General features: G+C 68.1%; 22 protein-coding genes. 8 read left to right on the top strand and 14 right to left on the bottom strand.

Features of this window, described 5'->3' with window-relative positions; genetic code table 11:
- The 5 genes from DX03_RS13370 to DX03_RS13350 all read right to left on the bottom strand — a co-directional run bounded on the left by DX03_RS13370 (position 1) and on the right by DX03_RS13350 (position 4661).
- Positions 1-825, bottom strand: coding sequence for a phosphatidate cytidylyltransferase (locus tag DX03_RS13370; RefSeq protein WP_038689465.1), 825 nt, complete (start codon positions 823-825; stop codon positions 1-3).
- Complete coding sequence (gene uppS / locus DX03_RS13365; protein WP_038689463.1) at positions 822-1592, bottom strand: polyprenyl diphosphate synthase; 771 nt, start codon at positions 1590-1592, stop codon at positions 822-824. The genes DX03_RS13370 and uppS overlap by 4 nt, the downstream gene beginning before the upstream one ends.
- A gap of 5 nt (positions 1593-1597) precedes the next feature.
- Positions 1598-2155 (bottom strand): ribosome recycling factor, encoded by a 558-nt coding sequence (frr, locus tag DX03_RS13360; protein WP_038689461.1) that lies wholly within the window; start codon positions 2153-2155, stop codon positions 1598-1600.
- Positions 2156-2306: 151 nt separating this feature from the next.
- Positions 2307-3038: a UMP kinase gene (gene pyrH / locus DX03_RS13355; protein WP_038689459.1), complete on the bottom strand. Its 732-nt coding sequence runs from the start codon at positions 3036-3038 to the stop codon at positions 2307-2309.
- Positions 3039-3161: 123 nt separating this feature from the next.
- Positions 3162-4661: a GGDEF domain-containing protein gene (locus DX03_RS13350; RefSeq protein WP_038689457.1), complete on the bottom strand. Its 1500-nt coding sequence runs from the start codon at positions 4659-4661 to the stop codon at positions 3162-3164.
- Positions 4662-4898: 237 nt separating this feature from the next.
- Here DX03_RS13350 and DX03_RS13345 point away from each other — a divergent pair, with 237 nt between their 5' ends.
- Entirely contained in the window at positions 4899-5594 is a 696-nt protein-coding gene (locus tag DX03_RS13345; protein WP_038692384.1) for an AIM24 family protein, read from the top strand.
- 822 nt (positions 5595-6416) lie between these two features.
- Here the strand turns inward: DX03_RS13345 and tsf are convergent.
- From tsf to DX03_RS13310, 7 genes are all read right to left on the bottom strand, one after another.
- Positions 6417-7295, bottom strand: a complete 879-nt coding sequence (tsf, locus tag DX03_RS13340) for a translation elongation factor Ts (RefSeq protein WP_038689454.1) — start codon at positions 7293-7295, stop codon at positions 6417-6419.
- Between the two features lie 126 nt (positions 7296-7421).
- Positions 7422-8264, bottom strand: coding sequence for a 30S ribosomal protein S2 (gene rpsB / locus DX03_RS13335; protein ID WP_038689452.1), 843 nt, complete (start codon positions 8262-8264; stop codon positions 7422-7424).
- Positions 8265-8475: 211 nt separating this feature from the next.
- Entirely contained in the window at positions 8476-9174 is a 699-nt protein-coding gene (locus tag DX03_RS13330; protein ID WP_102100634.1) for a fimbrial biogenesis chaperone, read from the bottom strand.
- Between the two features lie 361 nt (positions 9175-9535).
- On the bottom strand, positions 9536-10585 hold the full coding sequence (locus tag DX03_RS13325) for a Csu type fimbrial protein (RefSeq protein WP_038689450.1): 1050 nt from the start codon (positions 10583-10585) through the stop codon (positions 9536-9538).
- Positions 10582-12930, bottom strand: coding sequence for a fimbria/pilus outer membrane usher protein (locus DX03_RS13320; RefSeq protein ID WP_038689448.1), 2349 nt, complete (start codon positions 12928-12930; stop codon positions 10582-10584). Before DX03_RS13320 ends, DX03_RS13325 begins: the two co-directional genes overlap by 4 nt.
- A 7-nt stretch (positions 12931-12937) precedes the next feature.
- On the bottom strand, positions 12938-13684 hold the full coding sequence (locus tag DX03_RS13315; RefSeq protein ID WP_038689445.1) for a fimbrial biogenesis chaperone: 747 nt from the start codon (positions 13682-13684) through the stop codon (positions 12938-12940).
- A 9-nt stretch (positions 13685-13693) separates the two neighbouring features.
- The gene (locus tag DX03_RS13310; RefSeq protein WP_038689443.1) at positions 13694-14218 is read right to left on the bottom strand and encodes a Csu type fimbrial protein; all 525 of its coding nucleotides are present in this window, start codon (positions 14216-14218) and stop codon (positions 13694-13696) included.
- A gap of 264 nt (positions 14219-14482) precedes the next feature.
- Between DX03_RS13310 and map the strand changes: the two genes are divergently transcribed.
- Genes map through dapE form a run of 5 tightly spaced genes read left to right on the top strand, consistent with a single transcriptional unit; the run spans position 14483 to position 20463 of the window.
- Complete coding sequence (gene map / locus DX03_RS13305) at positions 14483-15256, top strand: type I methionyl aminopeptidase (RefSeq protein ID WP_038692380.1); 774 nt, start codon at positions 14483-14485, stop codon at positions 15254-15256.
- Between the two features lie 20 nt (positions 15257-15276).
- Entirely contained in the window at positions 15277-17895 is a 2619-nt protein-coding gene (locus DX03_RS13300) for a [protein-PII] uridylyltransferase (protein WP_038692378.1), read from the top strand.
- Positions 17895-18968, top strand: a complete 1074-nt coding sequence (dapD, locus tag DX03_RS13295; protein ID WP_038689441.1) for a 2,3,4,5-tetrahydropyridine-2,6-dicarboxylate N-succinyltransferase — start codon at positions 17895-17897, stop codon at positions 18966-18968. Before DX03_RS13300 ends, dapD begins: the two co-directional genes overlap by 1 nt.
- Before the next feature lie 8 nt (positions 18969-18976).
- Positions 18977-19339 (top strand): Spx/MgsR family RNA polymerase-binding regulatory protein, encoded by a 363-nt coding sequence (locus tag DX03_RS13290; protein ID WP_038689439.1) that lies wholly within the window; start codon positions 18977-18979, stop codon positions 19337-19339.
- On the top strand, positions 19336-20463 hold the full coding sequence (gene dapE, locus DX03_RS13285) for a succinyl-diaminopimelate desuccinylase (RefSeq protein ID WP_038689437.1): 1128 nt from the start codon (positions 19336-19338) through the stop codon (positions 20461-20463). Before DX03_RS13290 ends, dapE begins: the two co-directional genes overlap by 4 nt.
- 196 nt (positions 20464-20659) lie before the next feature.
- Here dapE and DX03_RS13280 read toward each other — a convergent pair whose 3' ends face one another.
- Both DX03_RS13280 and DX03_RS13275 read right to left on the bottom strand, forming a co-directional pair.
- A complete protein-coding gene (locus DX03_RS13280; RefSeq protein ID WP_038689435.1) occupies positions 20660-21343 on the bottom strand; it encodes a pentapeptide repeat-containing protein in 684 nt (227 codons plus the stop codon).
- A 359-nt stretch (positions 21344-21702) separates the two neighbouring features.
- On the bottom strand, positions 21703-22581 hold the full coding sequence (locus DX03_RS13275) for a tetratricopeptide repeat protein (protein ID WP_038689433.1): 879 nt from the start codon (positions 22579-22581) through the stop codon (positions 21703-21705).
- Positions 22582-22919: 338 nt separating this feature from the next.
- On the opposite strand from DX03_RS13275, the gene asnB reads away from it, so the two are divergent.
- Entirely contained in the window at positions 22920-24611 is a 1692-nt protein-coding gene (asnB, locus tag DX03_RS13270) for an asparagine synthase B (protein ID WP_038689431.1), read from the top strand.
- Between the two features lie 71 nt (positions 24612-24682).
- Positions 24683-26065, top strand: a complete 1383-nt coding sequence (locus DX03_RS13265) for a cation:proton antiporter (RefSeq protein WP_051598861.1) — start codon at positions 24683-24685, stop codon at positions 26063-26065.
- Positions 26066-26131: the final 66 nt, after the last annotated feature.

Here is a 26131-nt window from a genome sequence, read left to right as displayed (position 1 = left end):
TCAGAATCCGAAGATTTCCTTGCCCAGTGCGAACACGGGCAGGGCGGCAAGCACGCCGTCGATGCGATCCAGCACGCCACCGTGGCCGGGAATGATGTGGCCCGAGTCCTTGGCGCCGGCGTGGCGCTTGATCAGGCTCTCGTACAGGTCACCCAGCACCGAGGCGAACACGGTCACCACGGCGGTGATGATCAGGCCCAGCACGTGGGCGTTGTCGATGCCGGCCATGTAGCCAAAGCCCAGCGCGACCGCCAGCCCGGCCACCATGCCGCCGCCCAGACCTTCCCAGGTCTTGTTGGGGCTGATCCGCGGGGCCAGCTTGGTGCGGCCGAAGGTGCGGCCGGCGAAGTAGGCGCCCGAATCGGCCGCCCAGACCACGGCCAGTGCCGTCAGCAGCCACAGGTGGCCGTTGCTGCCGCTGGCATGGATGAGCACCAGCGAGGCCCACGCCGGCACGATGGCCAGGGTGCCGGCCAGCAGCTTCAGCGCACGCGCCGGGCTGCTCGGGCTGGCCCCGAAGGTGAAGAAGCGCAGCCACAGCAGCGCCATCAGCCACCAGGCGATGCCGACCAGCGCGGCGATCTGGTACAGCACCAGCGAGCCGTCGCCGGCCCACACCATCAGCACCATCAGCAGCAGGTTCAGCACCAGCAGCACGGTGCGGGCGAGGGTGTCGTCCACGTCGGCCAGCTTCAGCCATTCCCACAGGCCGATCAGGAACACGGCGGCGGCAGCGGCGGCCAGCCATTGGGTCGGCAGCAGCAGGATGGCCGCGATGGCGACCGGCGCCATGATCAGCGCGGCGATGACTCGGGTCTTGGTCATGGGGTGGACGTCTCGGTGGCCAGGGCGGCGATCTGGGCGCTGGTCAGGCCGAAGCGGCGTTCACGGGCGGCATAGGCGTCCAGCGCCTGCTGCAGGACGGCGGCGTCGAACTCGGGCCACAGCACGTCGGTGAACCACAATTCGGTATACGCCAGCTGCCACAGCAGGAAATTGCTGATGCGGGTGTCGCCGCCGGTGCGGATGAACAGGTCCGGTGGCGGCAGGTCGGCCAGGGCGACCCGGCTGGACAGCATCGCTTCGTCGATCTGTTCGGGCAGCAGGCGGCCGGCGGCCACCTCTGCGGCTAGTTCGCGCGCCGCGCGGGCGATGTCCTGGCGGCCGCCATAGCTGGCGGCGATGTTCAGGGTCATCGCGCGGTTGTCGGCGGTGCGCTGTTCGGCCAGCTGCATGCGGCTGACCAGCCCGGCGCCGAAGCGCTCGCGTTCGCCAATGAAACGCACGCGCACGCCACGCCGATGCAGCTCGTCCACTTCACGGTCGAGCGCATTGAGGAACAGTTTCATCAGCGCGTCGACCTCGTCGGTTGGCCGGCCCCAGTTCTCACTGGAGAAGGCAAACAGGGTCAACGCGGCGATGCCGCGTTCCAGGCAGAAATCGATGGTGCGGTTGACCGCGCGCGCGCCGGCGCGATGGCCGATCAGGCGCGGGCGGCGTCGCTTCTGCGCCCACCGCCCGTTGCCATCCATGATGATGGCAACGTGGCGCGGGATGGCCGCAGGGGTGCTGGAGGTCGGGGCCTGGGACATGGGGCTCAGACCGACATCAGTTCCTTTTCTTTTTCGGCCACGACACTATCGACGTCCTTGATCGACTTGTCGGTCAACTTCTGGATGTCGTCTTCGCCGCGCTTCTTGTCGTCTTCGCTGATCGCCTTGTCCTTGATCAGGGTGGCGATGGCCTTGTTGGCGTCCTGGCGGATGTTGCGGATGGCGATCTTGGCGCCTTCGCCTTCCTTCTGCACCTGCTTGCCCAGCTCCTTGCGGCGCTCTTCGGTCGGCGGCGGCAGGTTGAGGCGGATCACGGTGCCGGCCACGTTCGGGGTCAGGCCGAGGTCGGAGGCGTAGATCGCCTTCTCGACGTCCTTGATCATGCCCTTGTCGAACAGGGTGATGACCAGGGAATGGCCTTCGGACACGCTGATCGAGGCGACCTGGTTCAGCGGGGTGTCGGTGCCGTAAGCCTTGACCGTGATGCGGTCCAGCAGCGCCGGCGAGGCGCGGCCGGTGCGGATGGAGGTCAGGGTGTGCTTCAGAGCATCGATGCTCTTGGCCATGCGCGTCTGCGCGTCCTGCTTGATATCGTTGAGCATCGCCCGAATCCTGGATGTAGCTGGTAATCGGACGATTATAGGCGAATAAGGGGGCAGCCCGCCTTATCGGGGCCGGCCGTTGGCCGACGCCCGCAGGTACCTGCACCCGGCAGGCGCGGCTACAGGCCGGCTGCCGGGATGACTACGTCGTTCAGGCAGCCTGGTCGCGACCGCGCACCAGGGTGCCGATGTTGTCGCCGTGCAGGATCTTCAGCAGTTCGCCCGGCTGGCCCATGTCGAACACGCGCAGCGGCAGGTCGCTGTCGCGCGCCAGGGCGAAGGCGGCGGTGTCCATCACTTCCAGGCCGCGGCGGATCACTTCGTCGTAGGTCAGGCTGTCGAAGCGGACCGCATCGCTGTACTTGTTGGGGTCCTTGTCGTACACGCCGTCGACCTTGGTGGCCTTCAGCAGCAGGTCCGCGCCGATCTCGATGGCGCGCAGGGCAGCGCCGGAATCGGTGGTGAAGAACGGGCTGCCGACGCCGGCCGCGAAGATCACCAGCCGGCCCTTCTCCAGGTGGCGGATGGCGCGGCGGCGGATGTAGTCCTCGCACACGTCGTTGATCTTGATGGCGCTCATCACGCGCGCCTTGGCGCCGAGCTTTTCCAGCGCGTCCTGCATGGCCAGCGCGTTGATCACGGTGGCCAGCATGCCCATCTGGTCGCCGGTGACGCGGTCCATGCCGCCGGCCGCCAGGCCGGCGCCGCGGAAGATGTTGCCGCCGCCGATGACCAGGGCCACTTCCGCGCCGGCCTGCTGGGCTTCGATGACCTCACGGGCCAGGCGGTTGATGACCTTGGGGTCGATGCCGTAGTCCTCGTCTCCCATCAGCGCCTCCCCGGAAACTTTCAGCAGGATGCGGCGATAGGCAAGACTGGACATGGTGACCTCTGGATGCGTGGAAAACGCGGGAATTCTACTGGAAGCCGGGTCTGCCCGTGCGTTTATTTTGCTGCGCTGCGGCGCAGGCCCGGGGCCCGTCCCCTGCGGGAAGGGGCGTCCGGTTCACGCCGGCGCCGTTCCCGGAGAGCGCGCGATGACACGGTTGCGGCCCAGGTTCTTGGAGCGGTAGAGCACGTCGTCGGCGGCCTTCAGCAGGTCCTGAACATCGGCGAAACGCTCGTAGCCGCCCTGGGTGGCTACGCCGGCCGAGAAGGTCACGAACAGGGGGCCGTCGGGCACCTCGGCCATCGGCGTATTGACGATGTTGGCCAGCACCCGGCGGACCACCTCGAGTGCAACCAGTTCGGTGGTGTTGGGCAGCAGCGCGATGAATTCCTCGCCGCCGAAGCGGGCCACGGTATCGCTGGTGCGCAGCTGCTCCTGCAGCTTGCCGGCGAACACGCGCAGTACCTGGTCGCCCATCAGGTGGCCGTGGGCGTCGTTGATCTTCTTGAAGTCATCCAGGTCGATGAACGCCACCGACAGGGGCCAGCCGTGACGGGTGGCACGCAGGAATTCCTGTTCCAGCACCGCCTCCAGCTGGCGCCGGTTGAGCACGCCGGTCAGTGCGTCGCGGTGGGCCTGTTCGGCCAACCGGTTGGCACGCGCTTCGAACTCGTCGGCGCGCTGGCGGGCCTGGGCGGCATCCTGCATTTCGCGCAGGTTGCGCAGGGTCGCCAGTTCCTGGGCGTGGTCGATCAGCTGCTGCACGCGCGAGGGCGACAGCAACGGCGTCTCGAACAGGGCGCTGATGTCGGGCAGGGCGTCGCTGATGCGGGCCAGCACCTGGTCGAACTGGGCACTGTCCAGCTGCAGCGTTTCGTGGACCAGGTGCAGGGCGTGCTCGCGCGCAGCGTCGGCGTCGGCGCTGAGCCAGATATCGGCGACGGCACCGGACAGGGCCACGCAGGTCTGGAAGTTGTCTTCGGCCGCGGCAGGCGATTCGCTGCGGGCGATGCTGTCCACCAGGTAGCGCGGCAGGTCCCATTGCTCGGCCATCAGGGCGCCGACGTCGGCATGGGTGCACTGCAGGTGTTCGCGCTCAAGCGCCACCAGCGCGTCGTTGTCCGCGGCCTGGCGCAGCAGCGGCAGGTAGGTGTCGGGCTGGGCCTGGGCCAGCACCAGGATGCCGAGGTCCTGCAGCAGGCCGGCCAGCATCAGTTCTTCGGCCTTGCGCAGGCCGCGCGCCTGGCCCAGCAGGCTGGCGGCCAGGGCGCTGAGAATGCTGCGCCGCCACGCACGTTCGCGCAGGTCCTGGCCGTCGCCGGGCGCGGTGAGGCCCTGGGTGACGGTGAAGCCGAGCGCGAGGCTGACGGTGGCATTCAAGCCGAGCATGGTCAGTGCCTGGCCGAGGTTTTCGATGCGGCGGCGGCTGGCATACAACGGCGAGTTGGCGATGCGCAGCATGCGCGCGCTCAGCGCCATGTCGATGGCGATGATGTCGGCGGCGGTGGTGATGTCCGCTTCCGGGTCCTGGGCCAGTTCGATGATGCGCAGGGCAATACCGGGCGGCGAGGGCAGGTTGCGGCAGAGCGCCAGGGCGGCTGTCAGCTCGGGAGGCATGGCATGACTGATGGTGTGTTGGGGCAAGAATACATGGAGTGCGTCACAGATTTTGGCGTTGATACTTGCGTTGGCGGGTCGGTTGGCGTCGGCACTGCGTTTGCCGATGCGCCACGTACTGCAAAACCAACGGGCAGATCGCGGCGGGCGGGGTCATCGCGCCCTTGGTAACACATTCCCCGGCGGAGGGGGAGGGGCGCTACCATTCGTGCTCCCTTTGCATGGATGACGCACGACATGGCCGTAAAGACGTTGCAGGAGTTTTTGTCCACCACCCAGGAGAAGGATGTCAGCGCGGATGCGTTCGAGCTGGAAAGCCCGCACATGCTGGAGGTCCGGGTGGATGGGATGGTCTGGGCAAAGGCCGGTTCGATGGTGGCGCGCAAGGGCGGGGTGAAGTTCACCCGGCAGGGGCTGCTGGAGCAGGGGCTGGGCACGCTGCTGAAGAAGATGGTGACCGGGGAGGGTCTGCAGTTGATGAAGGTGGAGGGCCAGGGGCGGGTGTACCTGGCCGACGCGGGCAAGCAGGTGACGTTGCTGCGGCTGGCGGGGGAGTCGATTTTCGTGAACGGCAATGATGTGCTGGCCTTCGAGACGGGGATCGCGTCGAAGATCACGATGATGAAGAAGGTGGCGGGGATGCTGTCGGGCGGTCTGTTCAACATTCAGTTGAGCGGGCACGGGATCGTGGCGATGACGTCGCACTACGAGCCGATGACGCTGCCGGTGAACGCGCAGACGGGTCCGGTGTTCACCGATCCGAACGCGACGGTGGCCTGGTCGGGGTCGCTGGTGCCGGAGATCGTGGCGGACATTTCGTTGGGCACGCTGGTGGGGCGCGGGTCGGGCGAGAGCCTGCAGATGCGGTTTGCCGGCGAGGGCTGGGTGGTGGTGCAGCCGTACGAGGAAGTGTCGTTCCAGTCCAAGGGGTGAGGGTGGGTTGATGGTTGTGCGCTGGCGCGCGGCTTTTTTACGGCGACGTCAAGGTCAACTGCAACTGCAACTGCAACGTCAACTGCGGCGCCGCGGTGCTGTGGGCTGGGTCGGTGCGGGTGGGTTGGCGGGACACGCCGTGAATCCATCCCTGGAGGCTCGTGGGCGCCATCCATGGCGCCCAACGGTCCCGCCAACCCACCCGCACCAACCCCCGACAGAGTGCGGGTGCGGTTGGGAGGGCAGCAGCCGGCGGCCAGTGGGGTGTCGGTTTGCTGATGGTTGGTGGCTGGTTAGTGGCCGGCAGTTGGCCGGCCGTCGGGGAGGTAGATGGGTGGGTGGATAGGTAGGAAGATTGGGTGGTGAATTCATTGGGAGATTGGGGGGTAGAGCCGACCGTTGGTCGGCTGCTCCAAACCACCTAATACCCACCCCAAATCAAAAACCATCCAAACCATCAAATCCAACCAACCGCACCGACAGCCCAACCAGCCCAATCAACAGCAAAAACACAGCCCCGCTGTTCCCCATCCATCCGTTAGCGACACAACGTCGGGGCTGGCAGGCTTACCCCCTGCCGGGACCGTTGGGCGCCATGGATGGCGCCCACGAGCCCCCAGGGATGGGTTCACGGCGTGTCCCGGCAGGGGGTAAGCCTGCCAGCCCGCACGGAACCGCAAACAGCAAGGAAACCAGCTCTGCGCTTTTGCCCTACGCTTTACGCTTCGAAAAAAACAACCACCCACAAAAAAACCCGACCGAAGCCGGGTTTTTTCGTAGAAGCAGATCAACCCGCCATCACCGAAGCGACAGCGTAGTGGATCAGGCCAGACCGGCCTGCTTCATCACTTCGGCGGCGTAGTCTTCCACCACCTTCTCGATGCCTTCGCCAACGGCCAGGCGCTTGAAGCCCACCACGTCCGCGCCGGCAGCCTTCAGCACCTGCTCGACCGACTGGTTGGTGTCCAGCACGTACGGCTGGCCGTACAGCGTCACTTCGTTCACGATCTTGGCGATCTTGCCGCTGATGATCTTTTCCAGGATGTCGGCCGGCTTGGACTTGTCCTTGTCGGTCATCTTGGCCAGCTCGATTTCCTTTTCCTTCGCAACGAACTCGGCCGGCACATCGGCCGCCTTGTTGTGCGGCGGGTTCATCGCAGCCACGTGCATGGCCAGGCCACGGGCCAGCTCGGCGTCGCCGCCGGCCAGTTCCACCAGCACGCCGATGCGGCCGCCGTGCACGTAGGCAGCAACGTTGTTGGTCGATTCCAGACGCACGATGCGACGCACGTCGACCTTCTCGCCGACCTTGGCAATCACCGCGGCGCGGGCTTCTTCGATCGTCTCACCGGTCGGCAGCTTGGCGGCCTTCAGTGCGTCGATGTCGGCAGCACCGGAGCTCAGCGCGGTAGCGCCGACAGCCTTGGTGAAGTCCAGGAAGTTGCTGTCCTTGGCGACGAAGTCGGTTTCCGAGTTGACTTCCACCAGCACGGCCTTGTTGCCGTCCTGTGCAGCCACGATGATGCCTTCGGCAGCCACGCGGTCAGCCTTCTTGTCGGCCTTGGCCAGGCCGGACTTGCGCAGCCATTCGGCCGAGGCGTCGATGTTGCCGCCGTTTTCGACGAGTGCCTTCTTGCACTCCATCATGCCGGCGCCAGTGCGCTCGCGCAGTTCCTTGACCAGGGAAGCAGTGATTTCCACGGGATTTCCTCACGAAAGAAAGGGGTTGGGCCGGCATGGTGGCCGGCCCGTGTGACAGTGTCCTGTCGTCGCGCCATCGGCAGCGGACAGGAACGGTGGGCGCGTGGCGCCCACCGTGGGCCTGGATCAGGCCTGGGCTTCGCCAGCCGCCGGAGCGTCGGCAGCCGGAGCTTCAGCGGCCGGAGCGGCAGCAGCCTTCTTGGCCGGAGCGCGGCGGGCCGGCTTGGCTTCTTCGCCAGCAGCGGCTTCGCTGAACTCTTCTTCGCGGACGGTGGCAGCGTGCGGCGCAGCAGCCTTGCCTTCCAGCACGGCGTCGGCAGCGGCGCGGGCGTACAGCTGCACGGCACGGATGGCGTCGTCGTTGCCCGGGATCGCGTAGTCGACCAGTTCCGGGTTGTAGTTGGTATCAACCACGGCGATCACCGGGATGCCGAGCTTCTTGGCTTCCTTGATGGCGATGTCTTCGTGGCCGATATCGATGACGAAGATCGCGTCGGGCAGACGGTTCATGTCCTTGATGCCGCCCAGCGAGGCTTCCAGCTTGTCGCGCTCGCGACGCAGGCCCAGCACTTCGTGCTTGACCAGCTTCTCGAAGCTGCCGTCGGTTTCGCCGGCTTCCAGTTCCTTCAGGCGGGCAACCGACTGCTTCACGGTACGGAAGTTGGTCAGGGTGCCGCCCAGCCAACGCTGGTTCATGAAGGGCATGCCGCAACGCTCGGCTTCTTCACGGATCGACTCGCGGGCGCTGCGCTTGGTGCCCAGGAACAGGATGGTGCCGCGCTTCTGCGCAACGCTGGAAATGAAGTTCATCGCGTCATTGAAGAGCGGAACGGTCTTTTCCAGGTTGATGATGTGGATCTTGCCGCGGGCGCCGAAGATGTACTGGCCCATCTTGGGGTTCCAGTAACGGGTCTGGTGGCCGAAGTGGACGCCGGCTTCCAGCATCTGACGCATGGTGACCTGAGGCATTGCAGTAACTCCTGATAGGGAACCGGCCGCCACGGGTAATAGAGGGCGGTCCGCCGCGAGGCGGGTGGTTCCGGGGTTTGGCTTCCCTGTCGCTTCCGTGACCGAACTCCTTGCGGAGCACCCCGGCACGGATATGGGCGGCAGGTGTGAATTCACCGGTGACGTCCGGTGTTGACGTATTCCCGCGCCAAGGCGGCAGGGATCCGGTCGATTATAGCCCGGTGCCGGGCGCAGGCGCAATCGCGGGAGCAAGCGGAGCGTCGGCGGCATCGTTGAGCCGGGCCCGGAACTGGCCGCCGGCGTAGCCATCCGGCCGCGGCGGCAGGTCCCAGCTGCGGGCACTGCGCGGCAGCACATAGCCGGCCAGGCCCTCGATCAGCGGGTGGCGACGCCCGTGGGCGTCCACGAAGACGAGATCTTCCAGGTGGGCATGGCCGTCGCCGTCATTATAGAGGCGCAGGCGCGGCGCCGACGGGTTGCCATCGGTGCCGACCCGCACCCGTGGCAGCGGCACCCCCGGCCTGTCGGGCTCCACGAACACCGGCAGTGAGTACCGTGCAACGCCGGCGCCCGGGTCCGGGCTGATCACCAGCCGGTAGCCGTGCTGGACGGCGTCGGGCACGGCGCCGAGGCGGACCACGCGGACCCGCTGGCGCTGGCCCGGCGCGATCTCCAGCCGGGTCGGGCTCACCGCCAGGTCCGCGGCGGGCACCAGCCGTTCCTGGTCGCCCGCCTGTTCCCAGCGGTACAGCCGGGCCTGGCCAGACCAGGCTGCGCCGTCGGGGTTGGCCAGCCACAGCTCGGCATGGGCCGGGCCGGCCGGTACCGACACGCGGACCGGGCTGATCTGCAGGGCGTGCACAGGCAGCGCCGCCAGCGCACCGAGCACGAGTGCCGCGGCGGGTCGCATCAGTAAGTGACCGTGACCACGTCCGGCTGCCCGGGGCGCGATGTCGCGGGCGCCGGGCTCAGGGCCGTCACCTGGGCGGGGACCGGCTGGCGACCGTCGCTGCGCTGCTGTGCGGGTCGGCAGGCCGGTTCGTGGGACGTGCCGGGGCGGCTGCAGTCCGCGGCGATCCGCACCCCGATCCGCAGCCCGGCGCTGCCGCCCGCGGCGGGGCGGGCGGTGGCGGGCGATGCGGCGGCACAGAGCGCCAGCAGGCTGGCCAGGACGACGGAAGGCGATCGCGGGGGCATCGAACATCGCACGGCGGGGGATGCGACCGTTAACGGCCGGGATCGCACCCGCTTGAGTCGATGTGTGGACTAGTTCAATAAGTGATGGTGACGGTTATCACGTCGTTATAGCTGCCCTGCGCAGGTATCGCGCCAGTGGTAGGCGGGGCCCGGCCGTACACCGTCAGCGTCTGCGCCGCGCCGTTGCCGGTGCCGGACTGGGTGTCGGTGTTGAGGGTGTTGCCCCAGCGCTGCGAGCGTGCCGGGTCGCGGTACAGCTCGTAGGGAATGTAGTAGACGCTGCTGTCCGGTGCGGTGAAGCGCATGCGCCGGGTGGTGCCCTGCGCACTCTGCCCGTTGTCCAGGCCGATGCTGTAGGCGGTGCGGTTGATGCAGGTCAGGCCGATGGTGGAGGTGCGGTCCCGGTTGGCAGTGATCGCCCCGGCATTGCTGCCGAAATCCATGTCCGTGGTGACGTAGGTGCTGCACTGGGGCAGCACGTTGGCGCTGACGGTGAACGGGAAGGCGCTGTCGGCGGTCTTGTGGCCGCTGACGCCACTGGCCGTGGTGCACAGCGCCGGCGGCTGCGCGGTACCGATGACGCTCTCGTTGTACGCGTATTCCAGGCTGACGTTGGCGGCGGTGAACGTGCTGGCGAAGCTGCCGGCCGACAGCACCTGCGCGGCCGGCACCTGCCCGTACACGGTGATGGTCTGGGCGCCGCTGCCGCCGGTGAGCAGGGGTACGGCGTAGCTGAGCGTGACCACCGCAGCGGGCGGGGTCCCGGCGGGTACCGTGCCCCACACCGTGGTGCGCCCCGCATTGGTGTACAGCTGGAAGGCCATCGGGTCGGCGCTGGCGTTGGTCATGCTGCGGGTGGGCAGCAGGGTGCTGCCGGTACTGCCGGTGCCGATCTTCAGGCAGGCGCGCACGCTGGCGCTGCCGAGGACGCTCAGTGCGGCGGTGGTGCAGGTGATGGTGAAGCTGGTCACGGCGTTGGTCGCGGTGGCTGCACCGTTGGTGATGGTGCCGAACGCCAGTGCGGTCGGCGCGGTGGCCGTGCAGGTGGTAGCCGCACGCGCCGGGGCGATATGGCAGGCCAGCGCCAGTACCAGCAGCACGGCGATCAACCGCACGGCGTTCATCGCGCGGGCACCGGCAGGCAGCGCAGCGGGCCGATCCGCGTGGTGCCGGGCGAGGTGGGGGCCACGGCCGGGGCCAGCCGTACGCTGCAGCGGCCGTCCGGCAGTTGTACCTGCAGGTCGGCCGGCAAGGCCACGTCTTCCAGGTAGGTCTCGCCGTCGTAGCCCACCGTGGCGGTACGCCCGCCGGGCAGCAGCACGGTGCTGCCCACCGGCAGCGGCAGGCCGGCGGCATCCTGCAGCACCACGCTCCAGGCCAGGGTGCGGCGCAGGCCGAAGTTCACGCCCAGCCCGGCGCTCTGGCGCGGAGTGACCCAGGCATCCACGCGGTCGGCGCGCATGTCCGCGGGCAGGTCCAGGGTGTCGATCGAGAGCCGGTTGCGCTGCCAGGACAGCAGCGAGGTCACCAGCAGCAGGCCGTTACGGTCGGTACTGCCGATCAGGCGGTTTTCCAGCCGCACCGGAATGCCGGGGTGGCCATCGGTGGAGACCAGCGCGAACGCATCGGTTACTTCGCGCGCGGCAAACAGATGCCCGCCCATCCACACCAGGCTGCCGCTGGCGTTGGCATAGCCGTAGTCGAAATCGCCCTGCCGTGAATAGCCCAGCGCGTAGCGGCCTACCTGGTTGAGCCAGCCCAGTTCGGCCAGCCCGCCGGCGCCGTCATCGCCACCGCGCGCCTGCACGCGCCAGCCGTATCCGCCCTGGCTGCCATCGCCTGGCACCGGTTGGGAGACGTCGGCCACGTAGGTCACGCGCTCGCCGTTGCGCTGCGCCGACACGCTGCTCTGGCGGGTGCGGCCGAGCGCGGCCGACACCGACAGGTAGGCGCTGCGGTCGTCGCTGTCGGACAGGTTCTGGTTGAACGACAGGTAGGCCGACCAGCGCTCGCCGAAGCTGCGCGACCAGAACAGGCTGGCGTAGCGGTTGTCATCGCCGTCGGGATAGCGCAGCCGCAGGTAGCTGGCGCTGAGCGAGCCGGCGCGTGCCAGGTTGAGGCCCACGGTGGCCTGTTCGCTGATGTCCGGCGGCAGCGTGTTCTGCAGCGCGCCCAGGTCGCGGTAGTCGCCATGGGTGCGCCGGGTGAGCAGGTTGAGGTTGAAGCGCCGGTTGTTCCAGCTGTACCCCAGCGAATACTGGCCGCCCTGCAGACCGTCCAGGCGGCTGTGCGCGTAGGCGGCGTTGAGCACGCCGGCGCCGCCAAGCAGCCACCAGCCACCGGCCCCGCCATTGAGCACCCCGCCGCCGCCTTCCAGGTGCGTCTCGGCGGTGAAGCTGTCGCTGGCGCCGTAGCGCCAGGTCGCGCTGCCGATCACCGGCGCTTCGTAGCCGAACGAGCGGATGCCGTAGTCGCGGCGCATCCGGCCCACGCCGGCCGACCAGTCCGACAACCCCTTGGCCAGCAGTTGCTGGGCGCCGTAGAACGCGAAGTCCAGGGTCTGCATGCGGCCGAACGCGTCGGTGATGACCACCTGGGCGTTGCCGATGCCGCTGATGCCGGGTTGCGCGGCCAGCTGGAACGGCCCGACCGGGACCTCGCCGTTGTACTGGCGCAGGCCGTCCACATACAGCTCCACATTGGAGGGCACCACCGCCTCGCCGAGGAAGGTGGGGGTGGGGGTCAGTACGCGATAGGGTTGCAGGCCGTAGTTGCGCCCGATCTGCACGCCGCCCATGCGCACCGGGCGGCTCCAGTCGACGAAGCCGCTGTAGAAGTCGCCCACCGTGAGGGTGACGGCCGAATCGGGGAAATCCAGCCGCCACGCGGTATCCAGGCGCACGCTTTCACCCCGCCACTGGCGGTCTTCCGGATCCTGGTAGGTGCGCAGCAGTGCACTGGATTCGAACACGCCGCGACCCAGCCCGAACAGGCGCAGTTCGGTGGTCAGGGCGAGGTTGCCGCCGCCTTCGGTGTGGCTGCCGTACACGTCGTAGTTGAGCAGCGCGCCGGGCGATGCCGCCGCTGTCGGTGCGGTTTCGGCCGGGCGCTCCAGCCGTGTGGTCGGCAACGACAGCTGCTCCAGCGGCACGTCCAGGGCCAGCGTCTGCAGGCTCGCGTCGTAGCGCACCACTACGCCGCTGAGCAGGTCCAGCGCGACCGGTTCCTCGCCCCGTGCCGAAAAGCCGAGCTGGCGCAGGGTCGCGGGCGAGGCCATCAGCCGGCCCTGCAGCTCGGTGAAGGGCAGCAGGCCGCGCGGTGCCTGGTTGAGGGTCACCTCCAGGTACAGTGTCTGCCCGGCGGTCAGTGGCGTCGGGGGCGGAAGCAGGGCTTCGCCGGACACCCCGATGTCCGCGTCGGCCGCCATCGCCGCGCACGGTGCCAGCGTCGCGGTGAGCAGCATCCGCATGCAGGCCTCAGCGAGCCGCAGGCGCGACGGGCAGCGGCGTCTGGGCCGACTCGCCATTGATCTTCGCCGAGAACGTGGCGCCTGCCAGGCGGGCCGCCGGAACATCCAGCGGCCAGCGCATGGTCTGTCCGCCCAGGACATAGCCGAGCAGGCCGGGGTGCACGATCTGCGGCCGATCCGCACTGCCCAGGCCGATATCGGCCAGTTGCGCATAGCTGTTGCCGCTGTTGTGTACCTCCAGGGCCGGCCGCCCGTCATCAAGCCGCAGCAGGCGGGCCTGCAGCGCGTGTTTGAGCGGGGCCTCGCCCGCGGGCTGGATGAACACCGGCATGGAATAACGCAGCACGAACTGCATGCCGGTGCCCTGTGGCACCGCGCTGGGCAGTTCATCCACCACCACCCGGTAGGCGCGTTGGGCGGCGGGCGGGGCGGGGTCGCTGCGCACCACCCGGATCAGCTGCTGCTGGCCGGCGGCCAGCGCCTGCATGGGTGGGCTCACCTGCAGCTCGGTGGTGGGCAGAAGCTGGTCCTGGCCGCCGTCCTGGCGCCATTCGAACACCCTCACCTGCACCTGGACTGGTGCGGTGCCGCTGTTGGTGAGCCACAGCGCGTCGGCGTTCTGGCGCGGCGTGAGCTGCAACGAAGTAGGGGCGACCTGCAGGCTCGCGGCGGTGGCGCTCCCCATCAGCAGCCACAGCCAGCCAAGGGCCGCGTACCCGAACCGCCACGGGCGTCGCCCTGCGGAAATCGGCATGGCGGACCCTCAGTAGGTGATGGTGGCGGTGATGGTGTCCTGGTAGTTGCCCGCAGCGGCGTTGTTGACGCTGGGGTTGGCGATCTGGCCGTAGACGTTGAGCGTCTGTGCCAGGCCGGTGCCGATGCCGGCGGCGGTGTTGGTGCCGGTGGTGGTGCCCCACACGTCGGTATGCGCGGCATCGCGGTACAGCTGGTAGCCGACGAAGTTGTTGGCGGTCACGCTGACGTCGGTGTTCTTCATGCGCCGGGTGGTCACGTCATTGGCCGTGCCGGCATTGGCGCCTGCGTTGAGGGCAACCGTATACGGGGTCAGCGCCGAGCACTGGGCGGTGATCGTGCCCTGCGCGTTCGACGGAGTGGTGGCGGTGGACAGGGCCGAACCGAAGTCCACGTCGGTGGCGGCCGCGGCGGTGATCGTGCACGCCTTGGTGATGATGATCTTGACGTTGAAGGTGGTGGTATCGGCCGCCAGGGCGGGCGCGGCCAGGCTGGCGACGGCCAGGCTGAGTACGGTAGTGCGGAGAAATCGCATGGGCATGCTCCTTGGACGACGGTCCTTGCTGAACAACACGATGCTGCCGGACTTCTACTGCGGTCTTGTCCCGGTTATAGGTTCGGCCCTGTATGGGAGCCGTGAGATCCGGGGAAATCGATGGCCGTTTTCGGCATGGGGGCGCGTTTTGCGATGCAGATCACGCTGGTTCAGCTATCTGACCAAGGCCCAGCCCCAATCCCGGCTGTCAGCGTTCCACCCGATCCCGTTCAGATTGGTCCCGGATCGGCGATAATGGGCGCCATGAGCGTGAATCTGAAAACCCCCCAGGAAATCGAACTGATGCGCATCGCCGGCCGCCTGGCCAGCGAGGTGCTCGACATCGTCACCCCGTATGTAAAGCCCGGCGTGACGACCGAAGAGCTGGACCGCATCTGCCACGACCACATCATCAACGTGCAGAAGGCCACGCCGGCCAACGTCGGCTACCGTGGCTTCCCCAAGACGGTCTGCACGTCGGTCAACAACGTGATCTGCCACGGCATTCCCAGCGAAGCCAAGGTCCTCAAGGACGGCGACATCGTCAACATCGATGTCACCGTGATCAAGGACGGCTGGCACGGCGACACCAGCCGCATGTACTACGCCGGTACGCCGTCGACGATGGCCAAGCGTCTGGTCGACACCACCTACCAGGCCATGTGGGCCGGCATCCGTGCGGTCAAGCCGGGCGCCACCCTGGGCGACATCGGCCATGCCATCCAGAGCCTGGCCGAAGGCGAGCGTTTCAGCGTGGTGCGCGAGTACTGCGGCCACGGCATCGGCAAGGTCTACCACGATGAGCCGCAGGTGGTGCATTACGGCCGCCCGGGCCAGGGTCTGGTGCTGCAGCCGGGCATGACCTTCACCATCGAACCGATGATCAACGAGGGCACCCGCTACAACAAGGTGCTGCCCGATGGCTGGACCGTGGTGACCAAGGACCGCAAGTTGTCGGCACAGTGGGAGCACATGATCGCGGTCACCGAGACCGGCGTGGACGTGCTGACCCTCTCGCCCGGCGAATCGCAGGTCTGAGCATGTTGCCGGCGAGCCCGATGCTGGACGCGCCGGCAGCGTCCGTCACCGACCTGGAATGGTCGGCGCTGGCGCGGCAATCGCTGCAGCAGACCGACGCGCGGCTGTACCGCCGCTTCGACCAGGGCGACAACATCGAGCGCCTGCTGGCGTTGCGCGCGCGTGCGGCCGACCACCTGATCCGGCTGGCCTGGCAGCGTTGCCTGCCGGCCGGTAGCGGCCTGGCGCTGTTTGCCGTGGGCGGTTACGGACGCGGCGAACTGTTCCCGCGCTCGGACATCGACCTGCTGGTCTTCGGCGAGCCCGGTCACCAGCGCCAGCACGAACCCAGCCTGGCGCGGCTGTTCGCGCTGCTCTGGGACTGCGGGCTGCCGGTCAGCCACGCGGTGCGCTCGGCGGCCGAATGCATCGAGGCCAGTGCGGATCAAACCGTGATGACCGCGCTGATCGAGTCGCGGCCGCTGCTGGCCGACGAGGCGGCACGCCTCGCGCTGAAGGCGGCAGTCAACACCGACGGCCTGTGGCCGCCGCGCGAATTCTTCCTGGCCAAGCGCGAAGAGCTGCTTGCCCGCCACCAGCGCTTCGGCGACACCGCCGACAACCTGGAACCGGACATCAAGGACGGCCCGGGTGGGCTGCGTGATCTCAATACGCTGGGCTGGATGGCCCTGCGTGCGTTCGGCGTGCGCGACCTTGAAGCGCTGGTCGGGTTGGGCCATCTGGGCGCCGACGAAGCGGCCGCGCTGAAGCGCGAACGCTGCGCGCTGGCGCGGCTGCGCTTCGGCCTGCATCTGGTGGCCAACCGCCCCGAAGAACGCCTGCGCTTCGACTACCAGAAAACCCTGGCCGCGCGATTGGGCTTCGAGGATGACCTTGAAAGCCTGGCCGTGGAAAAGATGATGCAGGGCTTCTACCGCAGCGCCAGCGTGGTGCGGCGGATCAGCGACCGGCTGCTGCAGCGCTTCGAGGAACAGTTCGACGGCGAAGCGGTGCCCGAGCCGGTCAGCGTGGGCTTCTCGCTGCGCCGCGGCTACCTGGCCGCCAACGACGCGCGCTGGCCGCAGGGCGACATCGAACAAGTGTTCGCGCTGTTCTCCAGCTGGGCCTACAACCCCGATGTGCGCGGCCTGCATTCGCTCACCGCGCGTGCGCTGGCCGAAGCGCTGCCGGAGCTGCCGGCCTACACCGATGCCAGCGTCGCGGCGCGCGAACAGTTCATGGCGCTGCTGCGCAGCCCGCGCGCGGTCGATACGCTGGCACGGATGGCGCGGCTGGGCGTGCTGGGCCAGTGGGTACCAGCCTTCGCGCAGGTGTCCGGGCGCATGCAGTTCGACCTGTTCCATGTATACACCGTGGACCAGCACACGCTGATGGTGCTGCGGAACATCGGCCTGTTCGCCAGCAGCCGCGCCGACGACCGTTTCTCGATCGCCCACGAAGTGTGGCCGCGCCTGCGCAAGCCCGAACTGCTGCTGCTCGCTGGGCTGTTCCATGACATCGCCAAGGGCCGCGGTGGCGACCACTCCGAACTGGGCGCGGTGGATGCGCGCGCGTTCTGCCAGGCGCATGCGCTGAGCACGTCGGACACCGAACTGGTGGCATGGCTGGTGGAACAGCACCTGCGCATGTCGGTGACCGCGCAGAAGCAGGACATCTCCGACCCGGAGGTGATCCACCGTTTCGCCACGCTGGTGGGCAGCCGCGACCGCCTGGACTACCTGTACCTGCTGACCTGTGCCGACATCGCCGGCACCAGCCCCAAGCTGTGGAATGCGTGGAAGGACCGGCTGCTGGCGGACCTGTATTTCGCCGCACGGCGCGCGCTGCGCGACGGCCTGGAAAACCAGATGCCGGCCGCCGAGCGCGTCGCCGAAGCGCGGGATTCGGTGCGTGCGCTGGTGCGCGAGCGCGGCTACGACGACGCCACCATCGATCGCCAGTTCGCGGTGATGCCCGACGAAAGTTTCATCCGCCTGCGCCCGGAGCAGCTGGCCTGGCAGGCCGCCGCACTCGTGCCGGTGAAGCCTGGCCAGACGTTGGTCAAGGTGCGCCGGATCACCCCGGACGACCACGCACTGGAAGTGTTCGTGCAGTCGCCGGACCGCGATGGCCTGTTCGCCGCGATCGTGATGACACTGGACCGCAAGGGCTACGGCATTCACCGTGCGCGCGTGCTGGACGGCCCGGTCGACACCATTTTCGATACCTTCGAAGTGACCCCGGCCGACAGCTTCGCCGACGGTGACGCGCCACGCCTGGAAGCCGCGCTGCGCGATGCGCTGGCCGGCGACCTGACCCGCCTGCGACCTTCGCGGCGGGTGATCCCGCGCCAGCTGCGGCATTTCCGTTTCGCGCCGCGCATCGAGTTCCGCGACGGCAGCGATGGCAGCCCCGGCACCCGTTTCAGCCTGATCGCCCCTGATCGCCCCGGCCTGCTGGCCGACGTGGCGTTCGTGCTGCGCAACCAGCGACTGCGCGTGCACGACGCGCGCATCGCCACCTTCGGCGAGCGCGCCGAAGACATGTTCGTGATCAGCGATGAGCACGACCACCCCCTTACCGAATCTGCCAGGCAGCAGCTGCACGACGCGATGCTCGCGTGCCTGGACCCCGATCGAAACGCCGGAGACCCCCACTGATGGCCACCAAGCCCGCCAAGAAGACTGCCGCCAAGACCGCGGCAGCCAAGAAGACCGCTGCCGCACCGGCCGCCGTGAAGAAGCCCGTTGCCGCCGCCAAGGTGCCGGCGGTGAAGAAGCCCGCTGCGAAGAAGGCCCCGGCCAGCAAGACCGCCACCCCGGCCGAGAGCGCGGCCAAGCGCAGCGCCAGCCGCGATGCCACCATTGCCCGCAAGTCGCTGCGCAAGCCGGCCACGCCGGGCGTGGAAGAGCTGAAGTTCGGCATCGAGAGCGCCTTCGAGCGCCGTGCCACGCTGACCCTGCATGAGCTGGAAGGCTCGACCAAGCCGCTGGTCGGGCGCGTCATCGACGGCCTGGAAACCGGTGAGTTCCGCGTGGCCGAGCCCGATGGCCACGGCGGCTGGAAGGTCAACGAGTGGCTGAAGAAGGCGGTGCTGCTGTACTTCCGCGTCAACGACATGGCCGTGGTCGACGCGCGTCCCGCACCGTTCTGGGACAAGGTGGAATCGCGCTTTGCCGGTTTCGACGAGGCCAAGTTCCGCCGCGCCGGCGTGCGCGTGGTGCCCGGTGCGATTGCCCGTCGCGGGACGTATTTCGGCAAGGACGTGGTGCTGATGCCGAGCTTCACCAACATCGGCGCCTACGTCGGCGAAGGCACCATGGTGGACACCTGGGCCACGGTGGGTTCGTGCGCGCAGATCGGCAAGCATTGCCACCTGTCCGGCGGCGCCGGCATCGGTGGCGTGCTCGAGCCGCTGCAGGCCAGCCCGACCATCATCGAAGACCATTGCTTCATCGGCGCCCGTTCGGAAGTGGTGGAAGGCTTCGTGGTCGGCCACCACAGCGTGATCGGCATGGGCGTGTTCCTGGGCCAGAGCACGCGCGTGTACAACCGTGCCACCGGCGAAATCAGCTACGGCTCGGTGCCGCCGTACAGCGTGGTGGTGTCCGGCCAGCTGCCGTCCAAGGACGGCTCGCACTCGCTGTACTGCGCGGTGATTGTCAAGCAGGTGGACGCCAAGACCCGCAGCAAGACCAGCGTCAACGACCTGCTGCGCGGTCTGGCGGACTGAGTCCTGCCATGACCACCACCGTGTATGGGTTGAAGAACTGCGACACCTGCAAGAAGGCCACCAAGTGGCTGGATCGTTTCGCGGTGCCGTATGCGTTTGTCGACTACCGCGAAGCGAAGCCGACACCGGAAACGCTGGTCGACTGGGCCGGGCAGGCGGGCGGCTTCGCTGCCCTGGTCAACAAATCGTCGACCACCTGGCGGCAGTTGCCGGACAACCGCAAGGCGGCCGCGTCCGATGCCGAGTGGAAGCTGCTGTTGCGGGAGCACCCGCAGTTGATCAAGCGCCCGGTGGTGGTCACCGCCGATGGCGTGATGACCCAGGGCTTCACCGACAACGGCTTCAAGCAGCGTTTCGGGGTGGGCGCGTGAGCGATGTGCTTGCGCTGACCTGCGACCTGATCGCACGGCGGTCGGTCACCCCCGACGACGCCGGGTGCCAGCCGTTGCTGGCCGCGCGGCTGGCGGCTGCCGGCTTCCACTGCGAACACCTGCGCCTGGGCGAGGTCGACAACCTGTGGGCCACCCATGGCCAAGGCGCGCCGGTGCTGGTGCTGCTCGGGCATACCGACGTGGTGCCGACCGGCCCGGTCGAGGCCTGGACCAGCGATCCGTTCGATCCGCAGATCCGTGATGGCGTGCTGTACGGGCGCGGTGCGGCGGACATGAAAGGCAGCGTGGCCGCGTTCGTGGTGGCCGCCGAGCAGTTCGTGGCTGCCCATCCCGAGCATCCCGGCACGTTGGCCGTGCTGCTGACCAGCGACGAGGAAGGCGATGCCATCGACGGCGTGCGTCGCGTGGCCGACATCTTCCGCGAACGCGGCCAGGCCATCGACTGGTGCATCACCGGTGAGCCGTCCTCCACCGCGGTGCTGGGCGACCTGCTGCGTGTGGGCCGCCGCGGCAGCCTGTCAGCGACGCTGACGGTGAAGGGTGTGCAGGGCCATGTGGCGTATCCGGACAAGGCGCGCAATCCGATCCATCTGGCCGCTGCAGCACTGGCCGAGCTCACCGCACGGCACTGGGACGATGGCTTCGAGAGTTTCCCGCCGACCAGCCTGCAGGTGTCCAACATCCATGCCGGTACCGGGGCCAACAATGTGATTCCGGGCGAGCTGCAGGTGCTGTTCAACCTGCGCTACAACCCGCACTGGAACGCGCCGACGCTGGAGCAGGCCACCGGCGCGCTGCTGGATGCGCATGGCCTGGACTACACGCTGAAGTGGCATCGCAGCGGCGAGCCGTTCTACACCCCGGAAGGCACCCTGCGCCGCGTGGCGCGTGAGGTGCTGGGCGAATTCGCCGGCGCACCGCCGGAAGAAAGCACCGGCGGCGGCACCTCCGACGCGCGCTTCATCGCACCGCTGGGCGCGCAATGCATCGAAGTGGGGCCGGTGAATGCCAGCATCCACCAGGTGGACGAGAACGTGCGGGTCGCGGATCTGGAGGCGCTGCCGGCGTTGTACCAGCGGTTGATAGAGCGTTTGCTCGCCTGACGCCATCGGGTTGAATCAACCGCCGCTCGATTAGTGCCGGCCGCTGGCCGGCTCTCCTTTTCGTCTGGCAATCACGAGAGCCGGCCAGCGGCCGGCACTACCGGGTTTACGTGCTGCGCCGACCAACGGTCGGCGCCTACCGCGTCACTGACGAACGACCGGGTCAGGTAGGAACCGACCGTTGGTCGGTTCGCCCTTACGCCACGATCAACCCGAACGCGGCCAGCGCGGCGGCCGCCTGCTGCTGCGAAATCACCGCCTTCTTGAACAGCTTGGCGTCCATCACGTTGAGCCCGCTGATGTCGGTGCCGCGCAGGTCGGCGCCCTCGAACCGGGTCAGCCGGGTCTGTGCGTTGCGCAGGCTGCCGCCGCTGAATACCGCATCGCGGAAATCAAAGCCGGACAGCTCCGCATCGGAAAAATCCATGCCCTGCAGGTCTGCCTTGCGGAACGAAAGGCCGCGCAGGTCGGCACTGACCAGCAGGCAATCGCGGAATTCCAGTGCCCAGCCGGTCACTTCCTGCAGGTGCACGCCGGTGAGCTTGCAGTCGTGGAACTGCACCGAGGACAGGGTGGCGCGGCGCCAGTGACTGTTGTTCAGATCACAATGCGAGAAGCGCGCATCGCTGAGCAGCGCCGAACTGAAGTCGCACTGCCCGCCCCGGCACTTCAGCCACTGGCTTTCTTCCAGCGACGCGGCCAGCCAGTTCGCACCGGCCACCGAGCACTGGTTGAACTGGAAGCCGTCCATGTCCAGTCGCGAAAAGTCGCCCTGGTCGAAGTTGCAGCCCTCGAAGACGGCGGCACGCGGATGCGCGGCGATGATCGTCTGCATGCGCGCGCGGGTGATGGTGTCGTCGCGGAAAATGGCGGTGGTCATGCGGCCATTCTGGGTGATGTGTGGCGTGGGCGGGAGTCTTGAAGGTGGGTGCGGAGTGTGTACAAAGCTTTCCCGCGCGCAGGAAGTCGTTCAATCCGATATTCGATCCGATGCGATATCCGACGTTCAATCCGGGGTAGAGCCGACCGTTGGTCGGCTGCCGTTGACGCTGGCACGTGCAGCCGACCAACGGTCGGCTCTACCGGGTTGGTTGGACGTGCAGCCGACCAACGGTCGGCTCTACCGGGTTGGGTGGACGTGTAGCCGACCAACGGTCGGCTCTACCCGGGTCGGGTGGGTAGGTAGCCGACCAACGGTCGGCTCTACCGGGGTGGGCGGGCAGCCGATCACCGGGGGCGTCAATCGAAGGTCCAGAAGGGCGGTTTGATCCGCTCGCGCCAGTACGATTCGCCGGCCAGGTAGAACCGCTGCGCCTCGGCCCTGGCAAACCAGCCGGCGGCGGCGTCCAGGTCGCGGGTCACGCCGGCGCGGCCACGGCCGAGCAGCAGACCGCTGAAGTACTGCCCGTAGACATTGCCCTGGTCGCCTGCCTGGCGGTACCAGCGCAGCGCCTGGTTGCCATCGCGGGGCAGGCCGCCCATCCCGGTTTCATACAGCGTGCCCAGGTCCACTTGGGCGTCGGCGTCGCCGCGCCGGGCGCGTTTCTGGATGTCCAGCACGAGCGGGTGCAGTGCGTCGTCCTGCGGCGCGATGGCCTGCGGCAGCCGCGACGATTCGGAGGGCATGTGGTTGTAGATCGTCGCGCGCAGGTCCCAGCGCAAAGCGCTGGCGGCTTCGCCACGCTCGCGATGGAACCGGGCCAGCATCAGCATGGCCATCGGGTTGCCGTGCTCGGCGGCGGCGCGGTACCAGCGCTCGGCCCGGCGCGGCGAGGGGCGCAGCGCGGCGCCCTGGACCACGTGCGGGCCGTCGCCGTGCAGCAGCTGGCCGTCGGTCCAGATCCGGCCCAGCGCCTCTTCGGCCTGGGGATTGTGGAACGTCCACGGCGTGGCTTTGGCGGCGCGCTCGTACCAGCCCACTGCACGTGGGTCGTTGAACCGTTCATAGGTGCGGGCCGCCTCCCAGGCGCTGTCGAAGCGGCCGTCGACGGCCTTGGCCTCCACCGCCTGGACCAGCGCAGCGGGGGTGCGTGACGGCGCGCTGGCGCAGGCGGCCAGGGCAAGGGTGAGGGCGATGCCGCCCACGCGGGGGGCGGTGCGTCCGATGCGAAGGGTCATTCCAGCCGGGTCGTGCAGAGGGGGGCGTGATTATCGCCCCGGTCGGCTGTACCCCTGCGGTGCCGGCGGCCGCATGGTTGCCATCGCAACAGTTGCACGGCCGCCAAAACCCGGTTACGGTCGATCCATGCCCTCGTTCCTGGCCACCGCCGTCACCAATACCAACCGCAGCAATCTGCGCGCGAATAATCGTGCGCGGCCGATGCGGGACTGCGACCAGGGCTAGTACAAGCAACACGCCCGGACTCCAGAAAACCCGCATCGACCGATGCGGGTTTTTTTATGGCCGCTCGAACGCATGCACCACGTGTAATCCCCCATCATCAGGAGCTGTTCCCATGTGTTCGATCTTCGGTATTTTCGGCCTGCAGGCTGGCGACGACCTTCCCGCTCTGCGCCGCCATGCGCTGGACCTGTCCCAGCGCCAGCGCCATCGCGGCCCGGACTGGAGCGGGGTGTACGTCGATGCCGGCGCCATCCTGGTCCACGAACGCCTGGCGATCGTCGATCCCGCCGGTGGCTCGCAGCCGCTGCTGTCGCAGGACGGCGGCTTGGCCCTGGCCGTCAACGGCGAGATCTACAACCACACCGAACTGAAGGCCGAACTGGCCCAGCCCTACGCGTTCCAGACCGGCTCGGACTGCGAAGTCATCAACGCGTTGTACCGCGAAGACAGCCCGGCCTCCGTCCTCAACCGCCTCAACGGCATCTTCGCCTTCGCGCTGTGGGACCGCGACCAGCAGCGCGTGCTGATCGCGCGTGATCCGATCGGCGTGGTGCCGCTGTACTGGGGCCACGACAAGGACGGTCGCCTGGTGGTCGCCTCGGAACTGAAGTCGCTGGTGGACATCTGCGCCGATGCCGCGCAGTTCCCGCCGGGCCACTGGTACGACAGCGCCACCGATACGCTCACCCGCTACTACGTGCGGCCGTGGCGTGACTACGACGCGGTGGAAGGGGTGGAGGCCGACCGGGTGGAACTGCGCGAAGCCTTCGAGCGTGCGGTGCACCGCCAGTTGATGACCGACGTGCCGTACGGCGTGCTGTTGTCCGGCGGGCTGGATTCCTCGCTGGTGGCAGCGGTCGCCGCGCGCTACGCACGGCACCGCATCGAGGATGGCGACCAGAGCGAAGCGTGGTGGCCGCGGCTGCATTCGTTCGCCATCGGCCTGAAGGGCTCGCCCGACCTGGCCGCCGCAGCCATCGCCGCCGAGGCGCTGGGCACCGTGCACCACGGCTTCGAGTACACCTTCGAAGAAGGCCTTGACGCGCTGCCGGAGGTGATCCGCCACGTGGAAACCTACGACGTCACCACCATTCGCGCCTCCACGCCGATGTTCCTGCTGGCGCGGCGGATCAAGGCGATGGGGGTGAAGATGGTGCTGTCCGGCGAGGGCAGCGACGAGATCTTCGGCGGCTACCTGTACTTCCACAAGGCGCCCAACGCACGCGAGTTCCACGAAGAGCTGGTGCGCAAGCTGGATGCACTCAACAACTACGATTGCCTGCGCGCCAACAAGTCGATGATGGCCTGGGGCGTGGAGCCGCGCGTGCCGTTCCTGGACCGTGAGTTCCTCGACGTGGCGATGCGCATCGATGCAAAGCACAAGATGGTCGGGCAGGGGCCGCAGGGCGCCCGCCGGATCGAAAAAGCCGTGCTGCGCGAAGCGTTCGAAGGGTACCTGCCCGAGTCGATCCTCTGGCGGCAGAAGGAGCAGTTCAGCGATGGGGTCGGCTATGGCTGGATCGACGGGCTGAAGGCGCATGCCGAGGCGCAGATCAGCGACCGGGTGATGGCCGCGGCCGACAAGCGCTTCGTGCACAACCCGCCGCAGACCAAGGAGGCGTACTACTACCGCCACGTGTTCGAGCAGTACTTCCCGACCCAGGCGGCGGCGGAAACCGTGCCGGGCGGCAAGTCGATCGCGTGCTCCTCGCCGGCGGCGATCGCCTGGGACGCCAGCTTCGCCAGCATGGCCGATCCGTCCGGGCGCGCGGTGGCCGGCGTGCACGAGCAGGCCCTGGCCTGATCGCATGTGGCAGGGCTGGCGGGAATACCGCCAGCCCGTAGAATCGCTCCCTCAATCGATGGGGATCGGGAATGGAAGCAGATACCACCGGCGGCATGCGCCGTAGCGGGCTGGCGTGGCGTTACCTGGGCTGGGTGGCGCTGCCGTTGCTGGTGGGCCTGGGCCTGGCGCGATATGCCGGCCCCACCGTGGCGGTGCAGGTGGAACGGGCGCAATCGTCGCTGGGCGCCGACTGGGCCGCGCACCTGCATGCCCCGCTGGGCCTGTTCCTGATGCAGCTGCTGGTGCTGCTGCTGGTGGCCAAGGGCGCCGGCTGGCTGTTCCGGCGCTTCGGCCAACCGGGCGTGATCGGTGAGATGGCCGCCGGGCTGATGATGGGCCCGCTGGTGCTGGGGGCGCTGTTGCCCCAGGTGCACGGCGCGCTGTTCCCGGCCGCGTCGTTGGGCTCGCTGGGGCTGCTGAGCCAGTTGGGCGTGCTGATGTTCCTGCTGGTGGCCGGTGCCGAACTGGACCTGGGCGGATTGCGCGGTCGCCGCCGATTTGCGTTCGTGGTCAGCCATGCCGGTATCGCAGTGCCGTTCGTGCTGGGCGTGGCCTTGGCGATCTGGCTGTACGCGGCGCACGCGCCTCGCGGGATCGGGTTTACCGGGTTCGCCTTGTTCGTGGGCATTTCATTGAGCATCACCGCGTTCCCGGTGCTGCTGCGCATCCTGGCCGACCGTGGCATGACCAGCACACCGCTGGGCCAGACCGCCATCGCCTGCGCCGCGCTCGGCGATGCCACCGCGTGGTGCCTGCTGGCGCTGATCGTGGCGGCCGCGCAGGCGCAGGGCTGGGTGCCGGCCGCGCTCAACCTGGTCTGCGTGGTGGTGTTTGTCGGGGTGATGCTGGGCCTGGTGCGGCCGTGGTTCTCGCGGCGGGTGATTGCAGCCGGGCAGGAAGGCCGTTGGCTGCTGGTGATGCTGCTGATGGCCCTGGGCTGCGCACTGGTCACCGAAATGCTGGGCATCCATGCGCTGTTTGGCGCGTTCGCCGCTGGCGTGGCGGTGTCGGGCAACGCCACCCTGCGGCATACCGTGGCCACCCGGGTCGAACCGTTCGCGGTCACGCTGCTGCTGCCGTTGTTCTTTGCCATGACCGGCCTGCGCATGCGCGCCGACGCCCTGCAGGCCAGCGACCTGCTGTTGTGCGTGGTGGTGATCGCCGTGGCCACGGTGGGCAAGCTGTTCGGTACGTGGAGCGCGGCGCGCAGCGCCGGCATGGGCAACCACGAGGCGTGGAAGCTGGGCGCGTTGATGAACACCCGCGGCCTGATGGAGCTGATCGTGCTGAACCTGGGCTACGAGTTGGGCTTCCTGGGCGACCGCCTGTTCGCCGTGCTGGTGATCATGGCGCTGGTGACCACGGCGATGACCGGGCCGTTGTTGAGCCTGATCGAACGTTGCCGACGTTGAATTCGGCGGTGTACCGACCAACGGTCGGTACCTACCGGTGGGGCGTATCGGCCGACCGTCGGCAGG

It is taken from the genome of Stenotrophomonas rhizophila, from assembly GCF_000661955.1.
GTDB classification, from domain to species: Bacteria; Pseudomonadota; Gammaproteobacteria; order Xanthomonadales; family Xanthomonadaceae; genus Stenotrophomonas; species Stenotrophomonas rhizophila.
The sequence above is the reverse complement of the archived record's forward strand: the minus strand, read 5'-3'. Positions and strand labels throughout refer to the sequence as shown.

Coding starts and splice junctions, on each gene's coding strand:
- DX03_RS13370 (WP_038689465.1), bottom strand. CDS start 825: ATGACCAAGACCCGAGTCATCGCCGCGCTGATCATGGCGCCGGTCGCC.
- uppS (WP_038689463.1), bottom strand. CDS start 1,592: ATGTCCCAGGCCCCGACCTCCAGCACCCCTGCGGCCATCCCGCGCCAC.
- frr (WP_038689461.1), bottom strand. CDS start 2,155: ATGCTCAACGATATCAAGCAGGACGCGCAGACGCGCATGGCCAAGAGC.
- pyrH (WP_038689459.1), bottom strand. CDS start 3,038: ATGTCCAGTCTTGCCTATCGCCGCATCCTGCTGAAAGTTTCCGGGGAG.
- DX03_RS13350 (WP_038689457.1), bottom strand. CDS start 4,661: ATGCCTCCCGAGCTGACAGCCGCCCTGGCGCTCTGCCGCAACCTGCCC.
- DX03_RS13345 (WP_038692384.1), top strand. CDS start 4,899: ATGGCCGTAAAGACGTTGCAGGAGTTTTTGTCCACCACCCAGGAGAAG.
- rpsB (WP_038689452.1), bottom strand. CDS start 8,264: ATGCCTCAGGTCACCATGCGTCAGATGCTGGAAGCCGGCGTCCACTTC.
- DX03_RS13330 (WP_102100634.1), bottom strand. CDS start 9,174: ATGCGACCCGCCGCGGCACTCGTGCTCGGTGCGCTGGCGGCGCTGCCT.
- DX03_RS13325 (WP_038689450.1), bottom strand. CDS start 10,585: ATGAACGCCGTGCGGTTGATCGCCGTGCTGCTGGTACTGGCGCTGGCC.
- DX03_RS13320 (WP_038689448.1), bottom strand. CDS start 12,930: ATGCGGATGCTGCTCACCGCGACGCTGGCACCGTGCGCGGCGATGGCG.
- DX03_RS13315 (WP_038689445.1), bottom strand. CDS start 13,684: ATGCCGATTTCCGCAGGGCGACGCCCGTGGCGGTTCGGGTACGCGGCC.
- DX03_RS13310 (WP_038689443.1), bottom strand. CDS start 14,218: ATGCGATTTCTCCGCACTACCGTACTCAGCCTGGCCGTCGCCAGCCTG.
- map (WP_038692380.1), top strand. CDS start 14,483: ATGAGCGTGAATCTGAAAACCCCCCAGGAAATCGAACTGATGCGCATC.
- DX03_RS13300 (WP_038692378.1), top strand. CDS start 15,277: ATGCTGGACGCGCCGGCAGCGTCCGTCACCGACCTGGAATGGTCGGCG.
- dapD (WP_038689441.1), top strand. CDS start 17,895: ATGGCCACCAAGCCCGCCAAGAAGACTGCCGCCAAGACCGCGGCAGCC.
- DX03_RS13290 (WP_038689439.1), top strand. CDS start 18,977: ATGACCACCACCGTGTATGGGTTGAAGAACTGCGACACCTGCAAGAAG.
- DX03_RS13280 (WP_038689435.1), bottom strand. CDS start 21,343: ATGACCACCGCCATTTTCCGCGACGACACCATCACCCGCGCGCGCATG.
- DX03_RS13275 (WP_038689433.1), bottom strand. CDS start 22,581: ATGACCCTTCGCATCGGACGCACCGCCCCCCGCGTGGGCGGCATCGCC.
- asnB (WP_038689431.1), top strand. CDS start 22,920: ATGTGTTCGATCTTCGGTATTTTCGGCCTGCAGGCTGGCGACGACCTT.
- DX03_RS13265 (WP_051598861.1), top strand. CDS start 24,683: ATGGAAGCAGATACCACCGGCGGCATGCGCCGTAGCGGGCTGGCGTGG.